At 66.1% G+C, this 22547-nt stretch carries 22 protein-coding genes; 14 read left to right on the top strand and 8 right to left on the bottom strand.

Annotated features, from left to right (window positions below; all coding sequences use genetic code 11):
• Positions 1 to 5: 5 nt before the first annotated feature.
• From AWC12_RS08550 to AWC12_RS08535, 4 genes are read right to left on the bottom strand one after another with little or no spacing between them, the layout of a single operon-like run.
• Entirely contained in the window at positions 6 to 923 is a 918-nt protein-coding gene (locus AWC12_RS08550) for an SDR family oxidoreductase (RefSeq protein ID WP_085173598.1), read from the bottom strand.
• A gap of 53 nt (positions 924 to 976) precedes the next feature.
• Positions 977 to 1888, bottom strand: a complete 912-nt coding sequence (locus AWC12_RS08545) for a 1,4-dihydroxy-2-naphthoyl-CoA synthase (protein ID WP_024447575.1) — start codon at positions 1886 to 1888, stop codon at positions 977 to 979.
• Between the two features lie 3 nt (positions 1889 to 1891).
• Complete coding sequence (locus AWC12_RS08540; protein WP_085173597.1) at positions 1892 to 2335, bottom strand: nitroreductase family deazaflavin-dependent oxidoreductase; 444 nt, start codon at positions 2333 to 2335, stop codon at positions 1892 to 1894.
• Between the two features lie 10 nt (positions 2336 to 2345).
• Entirely contained in the window at positions 2346 to 3032 is a 687-nt protein-coding gene (locus tag AWC12_RS08535; RefSeq protein ID WP_024447577.1) for an HAD family hydrolase, read from the bottom strand.
• A 51-nt stretch (positions 3033 to 3083) separates the two neighbouring features.
• Between AWC12_RS08535 and AWC12_RS08530 the strand changes: the two genes are divergently transcribed.
• The 4 genes from AWC12_RS08530 to AWC12_RS08515 are packed head-to-tail and all read left to right on the top strand — an operon-like array spanning position 3084 to position 6131.
• Entirely contained in the window at positions 3084 to 3809 is a 726-nt protein-coding gene (locus AWC12_RS08530; RefSeq protein ID WP_085173596.1) for a glycosyltransferase family 2 protein, read from the top strand.
• Entirely contained in the window at positions 3806 to 4747 is a 942-nt protein-coding gene (locus AWC12_RS08525; RefSeq protein WP_085173595.1) for an acyl-CoA dehydrogenase family protein, read from the top strand. Before AWC12_RS08530 ends, AWC12_RS08525 begins: the two co-directional genes overlap by 4 nt.
• Positions 4744 to 5511 (top strand): PIG-L deacetylase family protein, encoded by a 768-nt coding sequence (locus AWC12_RS08520; RefSeq protein ID WP_085173594.1) that lies wholly within the window; start codon positions 4744 to 4746, stop codon positions 5509 to 5511. The genes AWC12_RS08525 and AWC12_RS08520 overlap by 4 nt, the downstream gene beginning before the upstream one ends.
• A complete protein-coding gene (locus tag AWC12_RS08515; RefSeq protein ID WP_085173592.1) occupies positions 5508 to 6131 on the top strand; it encodes a class I SAM-dependent methyltransferase in 624 nt (207 codons plus the stop codon). Before AWC12_RS08520 ends, AWC12_RS08515 begins: the two co-directional genes overlap by 4 nt.
• 89 nt (positions 6132 to 6220) lie before the next feature.
• Here AWC12_RS08515 and AWC12_RS08510 read toward each other — a convergent pair whose 3' ends face one another.
• Together AWC12_RS08510 and AWC12_RS08505 are read right to left on the bottom strand one after the other, a co-directional pair.
• Positions 6221 to 7429, bottom strand: a complete 1209-nt coding sequence (locus tag AWC12_RS08510; RefSeq protein WP_234813914.1) for an RNA polymerase sigma factor — start codon at positions 7427 to 7429, stop codon at positions 6221 to 6223.
• Between the two features lie 67 nt (positions 7430 to 7496).
• A complete protein-coding gene (locus tag AWC12_RS08505; RefSeq protein ID WP_085173587.1) occupies positions 7497 to 8714 on the bottom strand; it encodes a CynX/NimT family MFS transporter in 1218 nt (405 codons plus the stop codon).
• Between the two features lie 47 nt (positions 8715 to 8761).
• On the opposite strand from AWC12_RS08505, the gene AWC12_RS08500 reads away from it, so the two are divergent.
• A complete protein-coding gene (locus AWC12_RS08500; RefSeq protein WP_085173586.1) occupies positions 8762 to 9460 on the top strand; it encodes a FadR/GntR family transcriptional regulator in 699 nt (232 codons plus the stop codon).
• 9 nt (positions 9461 to 9469) lie between these two features.
• Here AWC12_RS08500 and fadD8 read toward each other — a convergent pair whose 3' ends face one another.
• Together fadD8 and AWC12_RS08490 are read right to left on the bottom strand one after the other, a co-directional pair.
• Complete coding sequence (gene fadD8 / locus AWC12_RS08495; RefSeq protein ID WP_085173584.1) at positions 9470 to 11080, bottom strand: fatty-acid--CoA ligase FadD8; 1611 nt, start codon at positions 11078 to 11080, stop codon at positions 9470 to 9472.
• A gap of 96 nt (positions 11081 to 11176) precedes the next feature.
• The gene (locus AWC12_RS08490) at positions 11177 to 11593 is read right to left on the bottom strand and encodes a YciI family protein (protein WP_085173582.1); all 417 of its coding nucleotides are present in this window, start codon (positions 11591 to 11593) and stop codon (positions 11177 to 11179) included.
• Between the two features lie 400 nt (positions 11594 to 11993).
• On the opposite strand from AWC12_RS08490, the gene AWC12_RS08485 reads away from it, so the two are divergent.
• The 9 genes from AWC12_RS08485 (at position 11994) to AWC12_RS08445 (ending at position 22545) form a co-directional block, all read left to right on the top strand.
• Positions 11994 to 13250, top strand: coding sequence for a TetR/AcrR family transcriptional regulator (locus AWC12_RS08485; RefSeq protein WP_085173581.1), 1257 nt, complete (start codon positions 11994 to 11996; stop codon positions 13248 to 13250).
• Between the two features lie 354 nt (positions 13251 to 13604).
• Positions 13605 to 14456, top strand: a complete 852-nt coding sequence (locus AWC12_RS08480) for an MlaE family ABC transporter permease (RefSeq protein ID WP_085173580.1) — start codon at positions 13605 to 13607, stop codon at positions 14454 to 14456.
• Positions 14457 to 14458: 2 nt separating this feature from the next.
• Positions 14459 to 15316 (top strand): MlaE family ABC transporter permease, encoded by an 858-nt coding sequence (locus AWC12_RS08475; RefSeq protein WP_085173578.1) that lies wholly within the window; start codon positions 14459 to 14461, stop codon positions 15314 to 15316.
• Positions 15316 to 16887 (top strand): MlaD family protein, encoded by a 1572-nt coding sequence (locus AWC12_RS08470; protein WP_085173576.1) that lies wholly within the window; start codon positions 15316 to 15318, stop codon positions 16885 to 16887. Before AWC12_RS08475 ends, AWC12_RS08470 begins: the two co-directional genes overlap by 1 nt.
• On the top strand, positions 16884 to 17939 hold the full coding sequence (locus AWC12_RS08465) for an MlaD family protein (RefSeq protein WP_024447591.1): 1056 nt from the start codon (positions 16884 to 16886) through the stop codon (positions 17937 to 17939). The genes AWC12_RS08470 and AWC12_RS08465 overlap by 4 nt, the downstream gene beginning before the upstream one ends.
• On the top strand, positions 17932 to 18969 hold the full coding sequence (locus AWC12_RS08460) for an MCE family protein (RefSeq protein WP_085173575.1): 1038 nt from the start codon (positions 17932 to 17934) through the stop codon (positions 18967 to 18969). Before AWC12_RS08465 ends, AWC12_RS08460 begins: the two co-directional genes overlap by 8 nt.
• Positions 18969 to 20084 (top strand): MCE family protein, encoded by a 1116-nt coding sequence (locus tag AWC12_RS08455; RefSeq protein ID WP_207576397.1) that lies wholly within the window; start codon positions 18969 to 18971, stop codon positions 20082 to 20084. The genes AWC12_RS08460 and AWC12_RS08455 overlap by 1 nt, the downstream gene beginning before the upstream one ends.
• A 35-nt stretch (positions 20085 to 20119) precedes the next feature.
• Positions 20120 to 21298: an MlaD family protein gene (locus AWC12_RS08450; RefSeq protein ID WP_085173837.1), complete on the top strand. Its 1179-nt coding sequence runs from the start codon at positions 20120 to 20122 to the stop codon at positions 21296 to 21298.
• Complete coding sequence (locus tag AWC12_RS08445; protein WP_024447595.1) at positions 21295 to 22545, top strand: MlaD family protein; 1251 nt, start codon at positions 21295 to 21297, stop codon at positions 22543 to 22545. Before AWC12_RS08450 ends, AWC12_RS08445 begins: the two co-directional genes overlap by 4 nt.
• Positions 22546 to 22547: the final 2 nt, after the last annotated feature.

The following is a 22547-nucleotide window of genomic DNA, read 5'->3' as shown; positions in this document are numbered from 1 at the left end:
GCTTTTCAGTCCTTGGGCTGCATACGCTGGCGTTTCATGATGAGGTCGACGGCGGCGGGTGCGATGCTGTTGACCGCGTGTGCGGTGACCGCGATGCGCGGCGCGATGCTGACGGGCCGGTGTCGCGCGGCGGTGATGATCCAGCCTGCGGCCTCGTCGGCCGAAAGTCCGGGCAGGCCGTCGTAGGCCCGCGTGGGCGCGATCATGGGTGTCTTGACCAAGGGGTAGTACAGCGCGGTCGAATTCACACCGCGGTCTGCCCATTCGGTTTCGATGATCCGGCTGATCGATGACAGCGCCGCCTTCGAGGCGTTGTAGACGCCGAACAGCGGTGGGCTTTCGGTCTTCACGCCCCAGGTCGAGACGTTGATGATGTGCCCGTCGCCGCGCTCGAGCATGCCGGGGGCGAGGCCGCGGATCAGTCGCAGCGGGCCGTAGTAGTTCAGCACCATGGTGCGTTCGACATCGTGCCAGCGGTCGAGGGACTCTTCCAGCGGCCGACGGATCGAGCGCCCGGCGTTGTTCACCAGGATGTCGATGCCGCCGAGCTCCTTGTCGACGGTGGCGACGAGCTCGTCGACGGCGTCGAGGTCGGACAGATCGCAGGCGTGCGCGCGTGCCTGACCGCCGGCGTCGGTGATGCGGGTGACGAGTTCGTCGAGAAGCTCCTGGCGACGCGCTACCGCGACGACGACGGCGCCGCGGCGGGCCAGCTTCTCGGCGGCGGCCTCGCCGATGCCAGACGAGGCGCCGGTGAGCAGTACACGCTTGCCTTTGAGTTCGAAGGTCGCGCGGTTGGGGCGATTCAGAAGCTCCGGGAGGATCGGCGGTCGCATGCTGGTCAGCACGACTTGCTCGGCCAGTCGCCGCAGCGGATTCCTACTACTCACGCCTAGCGAGTCTAGGTATCGCCGAAACTGCATTCCGCGCGGCCTACGGGCAATTTCAAGCGCATGGAATGCAGTTTCGGCGCTTGCTAGAAGTAGCGCGGGAACGGTGACCAGTCGGGGTCGCGCTTCTCCAGGAAGGCGTCGCGTCCCTCGACCGCCTCGTCGGTCATGTAGGCCAGCCGCGTCGCTTCGCCGGCGAACAGCTGCTGGCCCACCAGGCCGTCGTCGAGCAGATTGAAGGCGTACTTCAGCATCCGGATGGCCTGCGGCGACTTACCGTTTATCTCCGAAGCCCATTGCAGCGCAACGGTTTCCAGGTCAGCATGATCGACGACCTCGTTGACGGCACCCATCGCGTGCATCTGCTCGGCGGTGTAGGGACGGCCGAGGAAGAAGATCTCGCGGGCGAACTTCTGCCCGGCCTGCCGGGCGAGGTACGCCGACCCGTAGCCGCCGTCGAACGAGCCGACATCGGCGTCGGTCTGCTTGAAGCGGGCATGCTCGCGTGAGGCCAGCGTCAGATCGCACACCACGTGCAGCGAGTGCCCACCGCCGGCGGCCCACCCGTTGACGAGGCAGATGACGGGCTTGGGCATGAAGCGGATCAGCCGTTGCACCTCGAGGATGTGCAGTCTGCCCGCGCGTGCCGGGTCGACGCTCTCGGCGGTCTCACCCGAGGCGTACTGGTAGCCGCTGCGGCCGCGGATGCGCTGGTCGCCGCCGGAGCAGAACGCCCACCCGCCGTCCTTGGGTGACGGACCGTTCCCGGTCAGCAGCACCACTCCGACGTCCGACGACATCCGGGCGTGGTCGATCACGCGGTACAGCTCGTCGACGGTGTGCGGGCGGAACGCGTTGCGCACCTCGGGCCGGTCGAATGCGACCCGAACGGTCGGCTGGTCGAGGGCGCGGTGGTAGGTGATGTCGGTGAGGTCGTCGAAGCCGGCGACCGGCTCCCACAGGCTGGCGTCGAACGGATTACTCCCGGAGGCGGACACGGCTCAAACAGTATCGAAGCGGAACACGGGGCAGCGGCCGGCCAGTGACTCGAACTCGTCGGGGTTGGGGCCGGTCACCAGCCCGGCGTTCTTCATGAAGCCCACGCCGGTCGGAACCAGGATCGGGAACTGGCGCAGCAGCGGGCGCGCCTCGTCGACGGGCAGCTCGACCATTCGCACCCGTTCGCGGGTCTTGCCGCGCACGAGGACGGCGTCGGGGTTGGCCTGGGCGTTGCGGACCCAGTCCGAGCCCGGCAACCCCCCGACGACGTAGCGACGTCCGTCGACTTCGAACGGTGTGATGGGAGTCGACCTGGGCTGGCCGGACTTGCGGCCCGTCACCGTCAGCACCACCGGCCCCTCCTTGAGCAGACCGGTTTTATTGAGAGCGATCATCGCCTTGTTCACATATTTGAGCCACCACGGCGGCCGGATCCGCTCTGCCATGGTCTCGAAGCTACAGCCGGATACCGTGTGCCCACAGCGCCGCGACCAGGCCGTCCTTGCGGTCCCGAGTCGGCAGCGGGTCGACGAGTGCGAACGCGCAGCCGAGCGCGCGGGCGCCGCCGTCGGCTTCGTCGCTGTCGCCGACCATCAGCGCACGGTCGGCCGGCACACCGAGCCGATCGAGCGCCGCCTGGAAGATCGCCGGGTCCGGCTTGACGGCGCCCACCTCGAACGACAGCACGAACTCGTCAACCGCGCCGACACCGTCGAACGCCGGCCGCAGATCGAACGCGATGTTGGACACCACGGCAGTCTTGACCCCGCGACTTCGCAGGCCGGCGAGCACTGTCGCGGTGTCGGGGTACGGCGTCCAGCAGTCGGGGTCGATGGCCTTGCTGTACAACGCTTCCGCGTGATGACGTGCCAGACCGGATTCGCGAAGCACATGCAAATAGGCCTCGCGGTGCAGGTGCGGCGCGAGGTCGCGATGCATCCACGCCTGCAGCGCCTCGGGCGTCATCGAAACCGAACGGCCGGTAGGTGCGGTCAGGCGGCGCATCAGCTCGGCTTGCACGTGCCCGTCGACTTCGCGGCTCTCGTCGGTGTCGAGCGTCATCCCCTCGAACCACTTCTCGTCTTCCTCCAATCGGAACAGGGTCCCGGAGAAGTCGAACAGCACCGCGTCGAGTTCGCTCACCCCACCATCCTGCCAGGTGTGAAATCTTCGCTGAGCGGCTAAATACCGTCCATGACTCCGTTCGACGCGCCGTATGGGCAGGTCGTCGTGGTGGTGCCCGCGCACAACGAGCGTGAGCACCTTCCGCAGTGCCTGCGGGCGTTGACAACGGCTGGTCTGTGCGTGCCGATGCCGGTCACCATCGTGGTTGTTCTGGATGCCTGTGACGACGGCAGCGAGATGCTCGCCGGGCAGTTCGGGCCGGACGTCCACTTCATCTCCGTCGACGCAGGCAACGTCGGCGCGGCGCGCGCCGCCGGCTTCGAGTACGCGCGCACTCTGTGCGACGACGAGCAGACCGACGGCACCTGGTACGCGACGACCGACGCGGACAGCGTGGTCGACGCCGACTGGCTGGTGCGGATGGTCGCTGCGGGCGCCGACATGGTCCTGGGGGTCGTGCGGGTATCGACGTGGCGCCATTTCTCGCCCGCTGTCATGCGTCGCTACATGCGCGACTATTGGTCTCCGGGCCCAGGTCACCGTCATGTCCACGGGGCCAACATGGGTTTCCGCGCCGGCCTCTACTGGGGTGTCGGCCGATTCCGCGCCTTGCCCACGGGCGAGGATGTCGAGCTCGTCGAACGTTTCGAGCGGGCCCGGCTGTCCATCCACCGTGACCGGGACCTGTCGGTGGCGACGTCGGACCGGCGCGACGCGCGCGCACCCGGCGGATTCGCCCAGCACCTGCGAAAGTTGTCGCGCTCTCCGCGAACGAACGATGCCAAGGCGTCGTGAGCACAGCACTCGTCAGGAACTGGCTCGCCACGGAGAAACTCGATCTTCCGCTACCCGGGCATGGGCAGACGGCGCAGCGATGGCAGCGTCTGGCTCAGTTGACGCAGACCGACATCACCGCCGGCCGTCTCGCCGAGGCACATGCCGATGCGGTCGCGATTCTCGCCGAACTGCAGGGTCCGCCGTCGTCGCCGCAGCAATGGTGGGGTGTGTGGGCCGCCGAGTCGGGCGAAGCGGTCCTGACCGCGACCCGCGTCGGCGACAAGCTGCTCCTCGACGGCACGAAGGTGTGGTGCTCGGGCGCGGGGTTGTGCACCCACGCTCTGGTCACCGCTCGGGTATCGGCGGGTGAGCGCGGTTTATTCGCTGTGGACCTCAACGCCCACGGGGTGCGTCCGCTGCCCAGCAGATGGCGTCACGCGGGGATGGCGGAATCCGACACGCGCTCAGTGCAATTCACCGCGACACCGGCGATACCCGTCGGCTCGCCCGGGCAGTATCTGTCGCGGCCCGGCTTCTGGCACGGGGCGGCCGGGGTCGCGGCCTGCTGGCTCGGCGGTGCCCGCGCCGTCGCCGCGGCACTCTACGACCGTGTGAAGTCGGGCGGGGCAGATGCGCATATGTCGGCGCATCTGGGCGCCGTCGATGCGGCGCTGGCCTCCGCCGACGCGTTGTTGAACGCGGTGGCCGGCGAGTTCGATGCGGATCGGCTGAATCGCACCGGGCGTGCTGAGCTGCTGGCGCGCCGGGCCCGCGCCGCGGTGGAGAACGCCGTGGGCGAAACGTTGAACAGGACCGCACGCGCGCTGGGCCCTTCGCCTCTGTGCATGGATCCTGTCCATTCTCGGCGGGTCGCTGATCTGTCGATCTATGTCCGGCAGAGCCACGCGGAGCGCGATCTGGAACGGCTCGGAGTGATAGCGGCGGGTACCTCATGACAATTTCGCACATCAGCAACACCGAGCGGATGGCCGAGAGCCCGCTGGCCGATGGCGGCACGCCCGTGGATGTCTGGTCCGGCGCCGGGTTGCAGTTTCCGCCGCTCGATCTCACCGGGTGCCAGGAGTTCGTGGTTGTCGGTGCGCACCCCGACGACGAGACACTCGGGTTCGGTGCCGCTGCTGGACTGCTGGCCGCCTCCGGAGTGCGGGTGCAGATCGTGTCGGCCAGCGACGGTGGAGCCGCCTTTCCGGAATATTCTCTGCTGCAGCGCTATCAACTGGAGAGAACGCGCCGCGCGGAGTTGCAGCGGGCCGCCTGCGTGCTCGGCCTACCCCCACCGATAAGCCTCGGCCTGCCGGATGGGGACATCGCCTTCCACGAGCAGCGGCTGACAGATCTCCTCATCGAGATTCTCTTGACGAAGCCGCCAGGCACATGGTGTGCGGCGACGTGGCGCGGGGACGGGCATCCCGATCATGAGGCGGTGGGACGTGCCGCGGCGACCGCGACGGCATACACCGGAGCAACCTTCATCGAATACCCAGTGTGGATGTGGCACTGGGCGCAGCCCGACGACATCGCAGTGCCGTGGGATCGCACCTTTGCCGCACCGTCCACGCCGGCCGCAGTCGAGCGTAAAAAGCTTGCGGCGCAATGCTTTGAAAGCCAGTTTGTGCCGCAGTCACCCGGAGGTCAACCGGTGCTGCCCGCTTATCTGCTACCCCGGTTGCTGAGCGTCGGAGAGGTGGTCTTCTGCTGACCTCGCGGCTACCCGACAGCTTCTTCGACCGTATGTACGCAGAGGCGGCGGATCCGTGGGAGCTGGAGTCCAGGTGGTACGAGCAGCGCAAGTACGCGATCACGACTGCGCTGCTACCGTTTTCGCGCTACCGGTTGGCGTTCGAACCGGGCTGTTCGGTCGGCGTGCTCACCGAGGAGTTGGTCAGGCGCTGCGACCACGTGGTCAGCACCGACGTCAGCGTCGCTGCGTTGGATGCCGCCCACCGCAGGTTGGCCGCGCACGGAGTCAGAGAACGGGTGACGCTGCTGCGCGGATCTCTCGACAATCCCTGGCCGTCAGGGCCCTTTGACCTCGTGCTGCTCTCCGAGGTGTGCTATTACCTGCAGCCGGCCACGCTGCGGCAGGTCATGGACCGCGAAGTTCCCAGGCTTGCGCCCACCGCCACCCTGGTCGCGGCGCACTGGCGTCACGACGTCGCGGAGTACCCGATGAATGGGGACCACGCCAACGATCTCATCGGCGCCACCGAGGGTCTGCACCATCTGGGTGGCTATCGGGACGCCGATGTGGTGATCGACGTGTTCGACAACTGCGGAGGCGTGTCGGTCGCCGCGCGTACCGCAGTTCCGGGCGCATAGGCGTCCATTCGCACCGCGAGCGCGCGTGTCTGCACGCCGACGCGCCGCAAAACTTGTGAATTCGCGCGCACTCGCGGCCCGCGACAGTCTCATTCCTGTCGTGCCGCATGGGCTTTGCCCCGCAAAACATCTCGCTCTCGGTCATTGTCCGTCAGCCCCGCCGCCCGCTCGAACTCGTCAGCCGCCTCGCTCGACCGTCCCATTCTGGCGAGCAGCTCCCCGCGGACACTGGGAAGGAGGTGTGAGCCGTCGAGGCCCTCGATCGCGTCGACGACCGCCAGGGCCTCGGCCGGTCCGCGTGCGGGATCGGTCATCGACACGGCGATCGCGCGGTTGAGCTCGACGACCGGCGACGGCGAGAGTCGCAGAAGCCCGTCGTACAGGGTGACGATGCGGTTCCAGTCGGTATCGTCGTACGTCGGTGCGGTGGCGTGGCATTCCGCCAGCGCCGCTTGCAGTGAGTAATATCCCCAACCAATACCCCTGCGCTGCAGTACGTCCGACGCGCGGTGCAGCATGTCGACACCACGCTGAATCTGCCCCCGGTCCCACCCCGCGCGGTTCTGGTTCTCCAGGAGGATTGGTCGTCCGTCGCGGTCGGTGCGTGCCCGCAGCCGCGAGGATTGGAACTCCATCAGCGCCACCAGTCCGAGCGCCTCGGCCTCGTCGGGCGCCAGCGCGGCCAACACGCGACCCAAACGCAATGCCTCACTGCATAATTCGTCGCGAACCCACCGGCGACCCGACGATGCCGAGTAGCCCTCGTTGAACACCAGGTAGATGACGCTGAGCACCGCCGACAGCCGAGCGGGGAAGTCGGACCGGTCGGGCACCTCGAACGGCGCTCCGGTCAACGCCTTCTTCGCCCTTACAATGCGCTGGGCCACAGTTGCTTTCGGCACCAGAAAGGCCTTGGCGATCTCCTCGGTCGTCAAGCCGCCGACGACCCGCAGCGTCAACGCTATCTGGTTCTCCCGCGACAGCGTCGGGTGCGCCGACATGAAGATCAGCCGCAGCACGTCGTCGTCGATGCGGTCGTGATCCCAGGCGTCATCGATATGGTCTTCGAGGTCGCGAGCCATCACCGCGTATTTGGCATCCAGATTCTCCTGGCGTCGCCACTGGTCGATCGCCTTGCGCTTGGCGACGGCGGTCAGCCACGCTCCGGGATTACGGGGAACACCGCTGGATGGCCACTGCGTGAGCGCGTCGATCATCGCTTCCTGCGCCAGGTCTTCGGCCAGGCCGATGTCTCCGACGGTTCGGGTCAACGTGGCAACGATCTTGGCAGCTTCCATCCGCCACACCGCATCGACGGTCCGTTGCAAATCGGCTGCGCTGGCGGACACCGCCCCATTGTGCCGGTCAGACGTAGCGCGCGCGCCCGGCCATCGCCCCGGCGATGATCTGCACGGCATAGACCGCCAGGAACATCCCCCAGGGCACCGTCCATCCGTGCGACACGTCGTGCAGGAAGCCGAACAGGAACGGCCCCGCTCCCGCGATGAGGTATCCGAATCCCTGGGCCATGCTCGACAGTTGGGCGGTGTCGGCGGCGGTGCGGGCGCGCAGGCCGATGACGGTCAGTGCCATCGAGAACGCACTCATGCCGATCCCGATGAGCACACTCCACAGCAGTGGCTGCGCCCCGGGCGCGACCATCAGCCCGACTGCGCCGGCGAAGCCGAAGACGCCGACCGCGACGATCCACCCGCTCTGTCCCGGTTTGCGCGCGGCCAGTGGCGCGAGAATCAGCGACAGCGGCACGCCGATCAGCGATGTGAGCCCGACGAGCAGCCCGGCATGCACCTTGTCGACCCCGCTGTCGATGAAGACCTCGGGCAGCCAACCCATGACGACGTAGGCCATGAATGCCTGGCTGCCGAAGAACAGCGTGACGGTCCATGCCAGCCGGTTGCGCAGCAGCGAGCGCCGCTCGCCGGCGTCGGCGGACTGCGCGGCCCACGCCCCGCGGTGCCGCCGCGTCGCCGGAATCCAGACTGCCAGTGCCAGGAACGAGATCACCGCCCAGACGGCCAGCGCGGCGCGCCAGCCTCCGAGCGGATCTTCCAGCCCGGGCGTCAACGCCGATCCGAGGGCGCCGCCGCCCTGCAGCGCCGCGGTGTAGATGCCGGTCATCAACCCGATGCGGGCCGGAAACGATCCTTTGATGACGACGGGGATCAGCACATTGGCCAACGCGATCCCGGCGCAGGCGATGAGCGTGGCACCGATGACGAGCTGCGAACCGCCGACGACCCGCAGCGCAAGGCCTATGGTGAGCGCGACCATGGCCGCCGAGATCGTCCGGCCGAGACCGATCCGTGCCGCGAGCCACGGCGCGGCGAGCCCCGCGCCGGCGAAGCACAGCGCGGGAACGGTGGTCAGCAAGCCGGCCCAGGTCGCTGACACCGACAGCTCGGCACGCATATCACCGAGCAGCGTGGCGACGCTGGTAACAGCCGGGCGCAGGTTGAGTGCGGTCAGCACAACGGCCACGGCCAGCAGCGCACCCCCGGCGGCGGCCGGTATCTGGCGGGACTCGGGTGCGGACACGACGAAGTCCTGCCGTTCGGTACGCATGTTGCTACGGTGCCATACATCCCATGATTGGTTGAAAGGGGTTTCGTGTGCCGTTGAGCACAGCACGCCGCGCCGGCCTGGTCGACCAGGTCATCGAGCAGATCCGGCAGGCCGTCACCACCGGCGAGTGGCCGGTCGGGCGTCGCATTCCCAACGAGACCGTCCTCGTCGAACAACTCGGCGTCGGCCGCAACACCGTCCGCGAAGCCGTACGCGCGCTGTCCCACGCCGGCATCCTCGAAGTCCGCCAGGGAGACGGCACCTACGTGCGCGCCACCAGCGAGGTGTCGGGAGCGCTGCGCAGGCTGTGCGGCGCCGAACTGCGCGAGATCCTCCAGGTCCGGCGCGCCCTCGAGGTGGAGGGCGCGCGCCTGGCCGCCGCCAACCGCACCTCCGACGACGTCGCAGAACTACGCGCCCTGCTGAAGCGCACCGATGACTGCCCCGACACCGAAGCGTTCGCCCGCGCCGACGCCGAATTCCACCTCGCCGTCGTGCGCGCCTCGGGCAACCGCATCCTGACCGAGCTCTACCGCGGCCTCATCGAGACGGTCACCGCCAGCGTCGCGACGACGCACGAGGGTCCGGTGAAAGTGCTCGACCATGGCGTGTTGATCGACCAGATCGCCTCGGGCGACGTCGACAGCGCCGGACGCACCGCCGGTGAGCTGCTGGACGGACTTCTCGCCGGCGTTCCGTCCTGCGGCGGCTTATCCGGCTCAGCCGGCTCAGCCGACTGGAGCTGAATTGTCGGCTCAGCCGACTGAACGTCCCGCGCCCTCCCAGAACTGCTTCCGCACCGCCTTCTTGTCCGGCTTGCCCAGCGCGGTGATCGGCACCGAATCGGTGACGACGACCTGCTTGGGCACATGCACCGAACCCTTGCGTTCCTTCACCGACGCCTGGATCTCGGCGATCATCGTCTGCACCGAAGACTCATCGGAGGGGGCGTCGGGCCGCAGCACGACCACGGCCGTCACCGCCTCACCCCACTTCTCGTCCGGAGTGCCGATCACGCACACCTGCGCGATCGAAGGATGTTCGGCCACAACGTCTTCCACCTCGCGCGGGAACACGTTGAAACCGCCGGTGACGATCATGTCCTTGGTGCGGTCGACGATGAAGTAGAACCCGTCCTCGTCCTCGCGCGCCAGATCGCCGGTGTGCATCCAGCCGTCGCGAAACGTCTCGGCCGTCGCGTCGGGCAGGTTCCAGTAGCCACCCGAGAGCAGCGGACCGGACACGCAGATCTCGCCCACTTCACCCTGCGGGACAGGCTGGCCGTCCTCGCCGAGCAGCGCCACGCGCGCGAACAGCGTCGGACGCCCGCACGACGTCAGTCGCTTGTCGTCATGATCCTTCTTCGACAGATAGGTGATGACCATCGGCGCTTCGGACTGCCCGTAGTACTGGGCGAAGATCGGGCCGAAGCGGCGGATCGCCTCCTTCAGGCGCACCGGGTTCATCGCCGAAGCCCCGTAGTACACGGTCTCCAGCGACGACAGGTCGCGGGTGTGCGAATCGGGGTGGTCCATCAGTGCGTAGATCATCGACGGCACGAGCATCGTTGCGGTGATCTTCTGCTCCTCGATGACCCGCAGCACCTCGGCCGGATCGAACTTGGTCAGCACGACCAGTTCCCCGCCCTTGACGATGACGGGTGTGAAGAACGCCGCGCCGGCGTGCGAGAGCGGCGTGCACATCAGGAACCGCGGGTTCTCCGGCCACTCCCATTCGGCCAGCTGCACGGTGGTCATCGTCGTGATCGACTGCGTGGTGCCGATGACGCCCTTCGGCTTGCCGGTGGTGCCGCCGGTGTAGGTCAGACCGCCGATGTTGTCAGGAGCGAGGTCGGCGGCGACCAGCGGCTTGGGTGGGTACTTGGCGGCCTCGGCGCTCAGATCGGTGGCGGTGACGCCGGCTTTGACGAGCTCGTCGGGGACGGGCCCGATGGTCAGGATCTGCTTGAGTGTCGGCACCTTTTCCAGGAGCCCCAGCGCCCGCTCGACGAACGCCGGGTTCGGGTCGATGATCAGTGACGTCACCTCGGCGTCGGACAGCACGTAGGCGTGATCGTCCAGCGAGCCGAGAGGGTGTAGTGCCGTCCGTCGGAATCCCTGGGTCTGGCTGGCGCCGATGATCATCAGCACCTCCGGCCGGTTCAGCGACAGCAGACCGGAGGCACTTCCGGTGCCTGCGCCGAGCGCCTCGAACGCCTGAATGTACTGGCTGATGCGGTCGGCGAGCTCACCACCGGTGAGGGTGGTGTCCCCGAGAAACAGCACGGGGCGGTCCTTGTGGCGCTTCAACGCACCGACGGTGAGGTGTCCGGAGTGCAGGGGATGGCGCAGCATTGCATCACTCATACGGACAGATTAGAACGTGTTCCAATTCCAGTCAGCAGGGTCCGGCGATTTCGGCGTGGTTGTCGCCGCTCAGCGACGACAACCACGCCGCGATCGCTAGATCAGGCCGTCCTTCTTCCACTGCAGTTCCTTCTGGACCCATTCGTTGTCCTGCGGGAACTCCTCCGTTTCGGTCACGCGCCGGACCTCCAGTCGCGCGCCCCTACCGAGTGGGCACTTCAGTGCCCACTGCTTGGCCTCCTCGATCGAGGACACCCCCAGCATCCAGAAGCCGTTGAACAACTCCTTGGCCTCGGTGTACGGCCCGTCGGTGATCACCGGGGTCTCGGTGTCGAAGTTGACCACGAACCCTTCCTCCGGTCCGGCCAGGCCTTCGCCGGCCAGCAGGACGCCGGCCTTGATGAGCTCCTCGTTGTAGCGCCCCATGTCGGCGATGACGTCCTCGAAATTGACGTTCTCCATCGCTTTCTCGGCTTCCGGGGTGGAACGAAGAATCAGCATGTAACGGGTCATCTCGTGTCTCCTTCTATCGGTGGGGAAGGGGCCCTGTAATCGTGCCCTCACCTAGGCGTCGATCGGCAAGACCTGAAATCGACACAAGCTGGAAGAAAATTTTTCAGATTACGGACTTGCAGGTCACAGGCCCGCAGGGCGGGCGAAGCTAGGCTGTGGGACGGTGCGGTCCGACTGTGCGCTCGGCCCCCCGGTGCGCTCGGCCCCGTGCGCCATCAATGCAGCACAAGTCAATGATGGTTCGTGCCCATTCCGGCGCAAAGAGATCCTGGTTATGGATAACCCGCGTTCTTCCAAGGGCTTTCCGCATCCCGCTCGCGGCATGTGTTTCGCGGTGTGGTCCGCATGTGACCTCGGGCATCACGACGCATGAGCAGGGCTCCGCCGCTAGGCTGAATGCGTGTCACCATCCGCGGCTCTCCGCTCGGAGGACCGTAGGCGTCCTAAAGACCGCAAGCAGCAGATCGCCAAGGCGTCAGCCGAGGCGTTCAGTGAGCTCGGCTACCACGCGGTCAGCATGGAGGACATCGCCACGCGTGTCGGCGTCACCGCAGCGTCGCTGTACCGCCACTATGCAGGCAAGTACGAACTGTTCCGGGCTGCCGTTCTCGGCCTGGGGGAGCAGTTGGTCGCCTGCACGGCCTTCGCCGACGACGCAGGTGACGACGAGCCGAAGGAGTCGTGGGGCCTGATCGTCGATGCGCTGATCGACGCGACGATCCGAAATCGTGACAGCGGCGGTCTTTATCGGTGGGAAGGCCGCTATCTCCACGCAGAGGATCAGGCTCTGCTCAACGCGCAGATCCAGTTGGTGAACCGTCGACTTCAGCGCCCCCTCAGGCAATTACGCCCTGAACTGGACAGCACCCAGAGGTGGACGATCTCCGTGGCGGTGCTGAGCACCATCGGCAGCATCACCGACCACAGGGCGAGACTGGGGACGCCGGATCTGCGGAAACTCCTGGTGGAGATGGCCTCTCACATCCGCGATGCGCATCTGCCGCCGGTCCCGAAATCGTCGGGCAGGGCTGATGCGCGCACCAAGCCGCTCAGCGCCGCCGGCGATTACGAGCTGATACTCAACACTGCGCTGTTGTTGTTCAATCAGCACGGCTATCGCGAGACGGGCATGGACGACATCGCCGCGGCGGTGGGTCTGCCCACCTCGAGTCTGTATCGCTTCTTCAACGGCAAGGCCGCGATCCTGGCGGCGGTGTACCGCCGGGCGGCGGATCGGGTCTCCGGCGATGTGACGGCGATCTTGAGCGAGATCACAGACTCGCGGGAGGCTGTCACCCGCTTGATTGACGCCTATGTCCAACGGTCCTTCGCCAATCCGGAACTCGCATATGTCTATTACGCCGAGCGGGTCAACGTGCCCGCCGAGGATCGTGTTGTCTTGCACAACATCCAGCGAGCGACGGTAGAGGCCTGGGTGGGGCAGGTCGCCGCGGCGCGACCCGGAATGTCGTCAGACGAAGCGCGATTCGCAGTGCATGCGGCTTTCTCGCTGGTGGTTGATATCGGCAGGCTGGTGCGGTACGAGAACACCGAACTGTCGCGGCAGATTGTGGCGGAGCTCTTGCGAGTGCTCCTGCTCGGTGAGGGTGCGATGCCGGTGCGGCGTCGCCGATCCAGCAAGAAAAAGACTGGCTGACGGCTCACGGTTCATTGAATTCGCCTGCGGAGGCGAACAGCAGTCGATTTATGTGAATAGCCGCGAGCATCCCGCCGCACATCTTCTTCTCTAACTTCCTGTTTTCATTTGGCCCCAAAGGTCGAATGGCCGCCGTATGTTAATCAATGTTCGGCAAAGGCTTGACGTGGCTGACGTCGTCGCCATAGCGTGTCGTTCGGCTGCGACATAGTTACACAAGTGGCGCTCGGGCGCCGATGGGTTCCGGCGTGGGGAGGTGACGTGCGTGGCACTACGACGGCATGTCCAGGTTCCCACCCCAGGTGATCTGTCAATATTGCTGTGCGCGTTCATTTTCCATCGAGGACTGCCGGCATGACATCGGGCGGGGTCAGCGGCGGCCGGGGTGTGCAGGTCGCGCAGGACTGGGCGCAGGGCTATGTCCGGCGCCATCCGCTGGCGTCGCTGACCACCGTCGGGGACCAGTTCGTCCTCGGCCTGCAGACATTGAAGTTCTTCGTCATCGATCTGGTTACCGGCCGTTTCCAATGGCGGGAGTTCATCCAGCAGGGCGCCTTCATGGCGGGCACCGCCGTCCTGCCGACCGTGCTTGTCGCGCTCCCGATCGGCGTGACCCTGTCCATCCAATTCGCTTTGCTGGCAGGCCAGGTCGGTGCCACCTCGCTGGCCGGCGCCGCGAGTGGACTGGCGGTCATCCGTCAGGCCGCTTCCTTGACGGCGGCGATCCTGATGGCCGCTGCGGTGGGCTCGGCCATCACCGCCGACCTCGGGTCGCGGGCGATGCGCGAAGAGACGGATGCCATGGAGGTCATGGGCGTTTCGGTGATCCGTCGCCTGGTGGTGCCCCGCTTCGCGGCGGCGATCATGGTGGGCGTCGCACTCACCGGTGTTGTCTGCTTCGTCGGCTTCCTCGCGAGTTACCTGTTCAATGTGTATTTCCAGAACGGGGCGCCGGGCAGCTTCGTGGCCACATTCGCATCGTTCGCCACCACCGGTGACATGATCGTTGCGCTCGTCAAGGCCCTGATCTTCGGCGCGATCGTCGCGGTGGTGTCCTGTCAGAAAGGTCTCTCGACGCAGGGTGGGCCGACCGGCGTTGCCAACTCGGTGAACGCCGCGGTCGTCGAATCGATTCTGGTGTTGATGGTCGTCAACGTCGCGATCAGCCAGCTCTACATCATGATGTTCCCCAGGGTCGGACTCTGAGCGTGTCAGCGTCGACGTTCACTCCCAAGGTGCTGGTACCGGCCAAGCGGCTGTACAGCAGGACGACCGCTCCGATCTTGCAGCTCGGACACATGCTGGTCTTCTTCGGGCGCGCGGTGGGCGGGATCCCGGTCGCGATCCGGCACTACCGCTCCGAGTTTGTCCGGCTTCTCTCCGATATCGCTTGGGGCAACGGCTCTTTGGTCGTCGGTGGTGGAACAGCAGGGGTCGCCGTGGTGCTCGGTATCACGGTGGGAGCGCTGGTGGGGATCGAGGGATACAACTTTCTCGATCTGCTGGGGCTCGGCCCGGCGACGGGAATCATCTCCTCGCTGGTGAACACGCGCGAACTCGCGCCGATCGCCGCGTCGCTGGCGTTCGCCACCCAGGCGGGCTGCCGCTTCACCGCGCAACTCGGTTCCATGCGTATCGCCGAGGAGATCGACGCTCTCGAATCTCTTGGTATCCGCCCGATCCCGTATCTGGTCACCACCCGGCTGATGGCGTCGGTGATCGCGGTGATCCCGCTGTATGTGGCCTGTCTGGCCGTCAGCTATCTAACGACCCAGTTCGTCGTGCAGATCATCAGCGGCGGGTCGGCGGGTTCCTACCTGCACTACTTCACGCTGATGCTGTCCGGTCAGGACATTCTGTATTCCGTCGTGAAAACGGTGATCTTCGTCTGGATCGCGTCGACGGTCCAGTGCTACTACGGCTTCTACGCCAGCGGCGGTCCGGTGGGGGTCGGCGTCGCCGCAGGCCATGCAATGCGCGCCAGCATCACGGTCGTGATCATGGTCAACATGCTGCTGACCATGGCGCTGTGGTCGGTGGATGCCGGAGCGAGGTTCGGCGGCTGATGGCGAATTCCTTTGAGCTGGACGGCCGCGGGCCCTCCGACCGGCAACTGCTCGCGTGCGGCGCGGCCCTGATGGTCGTCGCCGCGGTCGTCTCGGCAGCCCTGCTGGTGAAGTCGACGGGACGAATGGATGCCCGCGTGCGCGTGGTCGCCGCGCTCATCAACGTCGGCGACGGACTCCCACAGCGGTCCGACGTCAAATATCACGGTGTGCTCGTCGGCGCGGTCACCGATGTGACACCGGCGCAGGACGGTCGGCCCAACTTCGTCCATATCGACCTGGACCCCGAGTACGCCGCGTCGATCCCGGCCGGGGTGACGGCGCGAGTGGTGCCGAGCAACGTCTTCGCCGTCTCGTCGGTGCAATTGGTGGACCGCGACGGTGGTTCGGCGATCCGGGCAGGCGCCGAGATTCCCGAGGACACCGAGCTTCCGACGGTGCTGTTCCAGACGACGATCAGCAAATTGCGTGACATCCTCGCCGCGACCGGACGCGGACGCGAAGATGACACGGTCGGCATCCTGGCCGCTGTGAACGCCGCGACAGAGGATCGCCGTACCGAATTGCTCACCAGCGGAGCGCAACTCAACAGACTCATCGACGAGCTCGACCGCATCGTCGCCACCGAGCCCGGGCCGACGACGGTGTCTGCCCTTGTCGACGCCACCCGCGGGTTGCAGCAGACAGCGCCCGAGCTGGTAGATGCGCTGCACCTGGCCGTCCAGCCGATGCAGACCCTGGTGGAACAGAACGCTCAACTCATCGCCCTGATCAACGGCGGAATCAACACGGTGGGAACGACGCACACGGCGCTGAACAATCACACCGACCGGCTGGTGCGGATCACCTCCGAGATGACCCCGGTGATCGGGAATCTCGCTGACACCTCACGCCACTGGGTGCCTGCCTTCGTGAAGCTGAACCAGTTGTCGCAGAAGTTCTTCGACGAGGTGTGGATCCACGAGCAGGACATCGGCAATATGCGTGTGAATCTGTCTTTCACGCCCACCTACTCCTACACGAGAGCGGACTGTCCGCAGTACTCGGGGCTGAAGGGCCCCAGCTGCTTCACCGCTCCGCTGGTCCCGACCCGTCCCGAGCTGCCGGATGTGCTGCTGCCGCAGAATTATCAACCGCCGCCGGACCTGAAGCCGCCGCCCGGCACCGAGGTCGGGCCCAACGGGAATCTGATCGCCGTCGGGCCGCCGCTGGTCAACCCGAACCCCAGCTTGGCCGACCCGAATCCGCCTCTACCACCGTGGCTGAGCCCGTCCCCGCCGGTTCCGGGCACCGCGAATCCGGCGCTCGTGCCGACCGCTCCGCCACCTGTGCCGCTCTCGCCACCGGCGCCAGTGGCGCCCCGCCCCGGTGACCCGCTGCCCGGGGCGGCCGAGGCCGCACCCGCGAGCTACGGAGGCAATGTCGGGCCCGTCGGAAGCGGGTACGAGCGCGATCAACTCGGGCTGATCACCGGCCGGCCGGCGACCGTGGCCACCCAGCTGCTGCTGGGTCCCGTCGCGCGGGGCACCACCGTGACGACGACCGGGCCTGCACGTGGGGGAGACCGATGAAATACCGCGGCGCACTGGTCGGATTGTCCCTTTTCATGGTCGTGGCGGTGACGGTGACCTGGCTGGTGTACGTCACGCTGCGCCGCGACGTAGCAGGGTCGACGGTTCCCTACGGTGCCATGTTCAACGATGTTTTCGGCCTGCGAGAAGGCGACGACGTCCGGATGGCGGGTGTGCGTGTCGGCCGCGTCGAGAAGATCGAGCTCGAAGGCGACCTCGCCAAAGTATCCTTCGTCGTGCAGGACGACCAGCAGGTGCTGGGCACGACGGTAGCCTCCGTGACGTATCAGAACATCGTCGGTCAGCGTTATCTCGGTCTGTCACTGGGGAAGACGGGCGATCCGGGTCCATTGCCTGCCGGATCGGTGATCCCGCTGGAACGTTCGGAGCCATCGTTCGATGTGACGACACTGCTCAATGGATACGAGCCACTGTTCAGCCTCCTCAACCCGCGTGACGCCGACAACCTGACCAAGGGCGTGATCCAGTCCCTACAGGGCGATCAGGGATCCATCACCGCACTGGTCGCCCAAACCTCGGAGTTGACCGAATCGTTCGCGGGCCGCGACGAGGAACTCGGCACCGTCATCACCGACCTGAACGCCGTGATGGGCAACCTGGCCCGACACAACGAGAGCCTCGATCAGGTGCTCACCCAGGTACAGGCCGCGGTGGCGACGTTCGACGGGCGACGACAGGAATTGGTGGATTCGACCGGCTCGATGGCCCGCGTGATGCGTCAGCTGTCGACCATCTCCGACGAGGTATACCCCTCGCTGAACGAACTCGTCGAACGCGAGCCGGGATTCGCTCAGCACATGGTGAGTATCGAACCGCAGTTGGCCTTCACCGGCGCCAATCTTCCGTTGTTGCTCAAGGGTTTCGCCCGGATCACGAGCGAGGGTGCCTACGCCAACGCCTACGCGTGCGACCTGAACGCCACGGGGTTCTTCCCCGGCCTCAACGACGTGGTGCCGATCATCGTCGATGCGGCCACCCCGGGCAACGACGCGCGGTACTCACCGAAGTGCAGGAACATGGCCAATGGCTGAGACGAGGATGTCGTTGCGTGAGGGGCTGCGCACCTATCGGCGGGCCACCCTGGGCTTCGTGTCGATCGCCGTGGTCGCCGTGCTGATCGGAGCCATGCTGCTGTTCAAGGCCGCCGATGTCGGCTACCGCACGTTCACCGCACAGTTTCTCCAAGCCGCGGCGCTGCAGAAGGGAAATCCGGTAACAGTGGCTGGAATTCCCGTCGGCGAGGTGAAGAGCATGGAGCTTGCGGGTGACCATGTCGTCGGCGAGTTCACCGTCCGCAACGATGTCGCACTCGGCGAGGACTCGCGAGCCGTCATCAAGATCACGACCATCCTTGGGTCGCGGTATCTGGCTCTGGAACCCGACGGTCAGGGGTCGTTGCCCGAGGACACCTTCGACCTGGCGCACACCGAGGTCCCCTACGACCTTCAGGAGGCGCTCACCGATGTGACGACCACCTACGAACAGGTCGACTCCGACAAATTCGCCGAGACCCTGTCCATTCTGGGCAGGCAGCTCCAGGGCCTGCCGCCGGTGGTACCTCAGGCGTTGGAGAACACCCATACACTGGCCCGTATCCTCGCCGAGCGGCGTGATCAGTTGGGGTCGCTGCTGGAGACCACCGAGGTGGTCAGCAACACACTGCGCCGTCAGCAGTCCAACATCGCGGCCATGGTGCGGCAGGGCAACAGCCTGGTCGGCGAATTCGTCATGCGCCGAGCGTCTTTCCACGCGCTGCTGGACGCCATCACAAACCTCGTCCAGACGCTGAGCGACCTCGTCATCGAGGACCGTCCCGAGCTCGAAGCGCTGCTGGTCAACGTTCGCGATCTGTCGAACATGCTGGGCCAGCACGACGATCTGGTTCGCAGCACATTGCAGGCCGGTCCTGTCGCACTCCGCAACCTCGCCAACGCGACGGGTTCGGGTAACGCCGTGGACTTCAACGCTGCCAACGGGCTGTTGGTGGATTCGTGGATGTGTGCGATCAGTGGCCGCGCCAAACAGTTCGGGATGATCGAATACCTGAAGGACTGCAAGTGATGAGCACACGGTCGAAATGGGTCGCCGTCGCGGTGACCGGCCTCGTCGCGGCGATGCTGGTGGCATCCCTGGCGTGGACCTACCTCGGGGACAAGATGAACACGATCTCGGTCACCGCTCAATTCGACAGCGCTGCAGGACTGTACGAAGGAAACACCGTCGCCGTGCTCGGGATGCCCGTCGGAACTGTGCAGAAGATCGTTCCGAAGGGCGGCTACGTCGAGGTCGAGTTCTCGGTGGACGGCGATGTCCGGGTACCCGCGGACGTGATGGCGGTGACGATCTCCAATTCGATTCTCACCGACCGTCAGATCGAGCTGACCCCTCCGTACCGGGACGGCCCGACCTTGCAGGACCACGACACCATCGGCCTCAATCGCACCCGGACACCCGTCGAGTTCGCCCGCGTTCTCGACGTTCTCGACAAGCTGTCCACCTCGTTGCGCGGTGACGGCAACGGGCAGGGTCCCGTCGCAGACGTCGTCAACGCCAGCGCTACGATCGCGGACGGGAACGGACAGGCGATGAAGGATGCCCTCGGCCAACTGTCCGTGGCGCTGCGGCTCAGCTCAGATCGCGGCGAGGTGACGCGCGATCAACTCACCACCATCATCCGTAATGTCAGCACGCTGTTCCAAGCGGCAGCGGACAACGACGCCACCCTGCGAGACTTCGGCTCGACCATAAGGCAACTCAGCCAGATCCTGGCCGACGAGAACTTCGGCTCGGGTACCACGGGCCGAAAGCTCAACGACGTCATCAACCAGCTCGGTGAAGTGCTCGACACCCACCGCGACGCGATCAAGCAGATCGTGGCCAACGGCGACACCGCGCTCACCACAACGGTCGAGCATCAGCGTGACCTCGCCGAGTTCCTCGACGTGGCCCCGATGACGCTCGACAACATCTACAACGCAATCGACCGGACCAACGGTGCGGTGCGCGTCCACGTACTGACCGACAAAGTGTTGTTCGACACCCAGACGGTCAAGGAGATGTGCAACATGATGGGCCTGCGCCAGTTGGGCTGCAGCACTGGAACCCTCCAGGACTTCGGCCCCGATTTCGGTCTCAGCTACGTCCTCGACGGACTGGCCGCCATGGGGCAGAAGTGATCGCGCGGCCGGCCAGAACCGCACTGGCACTGGTGATGACGGCGTGCCTGTCTGCATCGGCCTGCGCCACGGAGGGTTTGGCGAGTCTCTCGCTGCCAGCTCCCGGTGGCGGATCGGACGGGTACACGCTCACCGCCGTGTTCTCCAACGCTCTCAACCTGCCCGCGATGGCGAAGGTGAAGCTGGCCGGTGCCGACGTGGGCGAGCTCGTCTCGATGGAGGCCCGCAACTACACCGCGGTCACCACCCTGCGGATCAGGGACGGCGTTCAACTGCCCCGTGGCAGTGCCGCCGAACTGCGGTCGGCGACTCCGCTCGGTGACGTGTTCGTCGCCCTCAAGCCACCCGCGACCACGGCACCGGGCGCACCTCTGCTCCGCGACGGCGACACCATCGGTCTCGAATCCACCGCGGCCGCAGCAACAGTCGAGTCGGTCCTGAGCTCGGCAGCAATTCTCGTCAACGGCGGAGCGGTACGGAACTTCACCAACATCATCAACGGCCTCGGCAAGGCCACCGGCGATCAAGGTCAGGCGTTCGGGACGTTGATCCGCAAGACCAACCACACCCTCGGCACCCTGAACAACCGCTCGGAGGAGATCTCGTCGGCCCTGACCGAGACGTCGCGGCTCGTCGACCAGCTCGAGGACAAGAACCAAGCACTCGGCGAGGTGATGGACGCCGCAGGCCCGGCGACGGACACACTTGCCGCGCACACCACCGAAATCGCCGATCTGGTGGTGCAACTCGGTGACACTGCCGAGCAACTGCAGAAGTTCCCGTCCGTCGCGGGCACCGACACCAGCGGCCGCAGCGTCGTGGCCGACGTCAACACGATCGCCGGTGCGTGGAACGACGTGGTGCTGACACCGGATGCGAACCTCTACGCGCTCAACAGGTTGATGCCGCCGTTCGTGAAGGCGACAACCAGCAACGCGATCGCGGTGCGGGCCAGTATCGACAGACTGATCCTCGGATCGATCCCTGACATCGGATTTGCCGGAGACCCGGGGCTGCACGGTCCCAAGCGGTACAACTGGCACCAGCTGGTCGGCTCACTGCAGTACACCCTCTACCGCTTGCAGGAGCGGATCGTCGGCAAAGGGCCGGGCGCCCCACAGGTGCCGGTGATCCCGAGTCCCACCGAACCCGGTGTGATCGCGCCCGTACCAGCCCCCGCTCCGTCGCCACCGCCGGGGGAGCCGCCACGATGATCGGATCACTCGCCGACACAGCGGTTCGCGTGGCCCGCGCAGGGCACCGCCGACGTGCGTGGCTGTCGACCACAGCCCTGATCATGACACTTGTCGTCGCGTCGATGTACTTGTTTCTCGGAGCGCTGCAGGTGAATCCGCTTGCGTCGAGCTACCGCGTGACGGTCGAGTTGCCCGAGTCGGCGGGCCTGCTGCCGAACCAGAACGTGACGCTGCGGGGAGTGCCGATCGGCCGCGTCGAACGACTCGACATCACGCCTGCAGGCGTCAATGCCGTCGTCTCCGTCGATTCCTCGGTCGCGGTGCCGATCTCGAGCGCGGTCCGCGTCTCGGGGCTCTCCCCGGCGGGCGAACAGTACATCGACTTCGTCGCCGCGAACGACGAAGGGCCCTATCTCGGAGACGGCAGCGTCGTGGCGCAGAGCGACAGCACCGTGCCGGTGAGCCTCGCGGACCTTCTCGCCAACGCCGATGGGGCGCTCGGCCAGGTCGATCCCGACAAGCTTGAGCTCATCAAGCGCGAACTGAGCATGAGCGAAGCGGGGCCGCAGAAGCTCGCCGATGTCATCGACGGCGGCACATTCCTGCTCACGACGCTGGATTCGGTGCTTCCCGAAACTGCGAGCACCTTGCGCACCAGCCGGGTCGTGCTGACGCTCGCCGCTGACAAGAACGCAGGCATCGATGTGGCGTCGGCGAACCTCAGTGAAACGTTCGACGGTGTCGACAGGATGCGTGAGGGCTTCCGTACGCTCACCAACCGCACCCCGGAGACGCTGGCGTCCGTCGACAACCTGTTCACCGACAACTCGGAGACGATGGTGCAGCTGCTCGGCAGCCTCGCCTCCACGTCGCAGCTGCTGCATCTGCGAGTGCCCGCGCTCAACGCTTTGTTCCCGAACTACCGCACGTCGGTGCTCGACGCCATCGGCAGCATCATGCACGACAACGGTCTCTGGGCCACCGGTGACATCTATCCCCGGTACTCCTGCGACTACGGCACGCCCAGGCTGCCACCGTCATCGGCGGACTATCCCGAACCATTCATGTACACCTACTGTCGCGACGACCACCCGGGCGTCCTGGTGCGGGGTGCCAAGAACGCCCCGCGGCCGGCGGGAGACGACACTGCCGGTCCGCCGCCGGGTGCCGACCTCGGGCGTACCACCGACCCGACCCCCAAGGGCCGCTACACGATTCCCACGCCGTACGGCGGCCCGACACTGCCGATCGAACCGCCACGCTGACA

Origin of the sequence: Mycolicibacterium iranicum, from assembly GCF_002101705.1 — a bacterium.
Taxonomy (GTDB): Bacteria; Actinomycetota; Actinomycetes; order Mycobacteriales; family Mycobacteriaceae; genus Mycobacterium; species Mycobacterium iranicum.
This window is presented reverse-complemented; position numbering and strand designations above follow the sequence as displayed.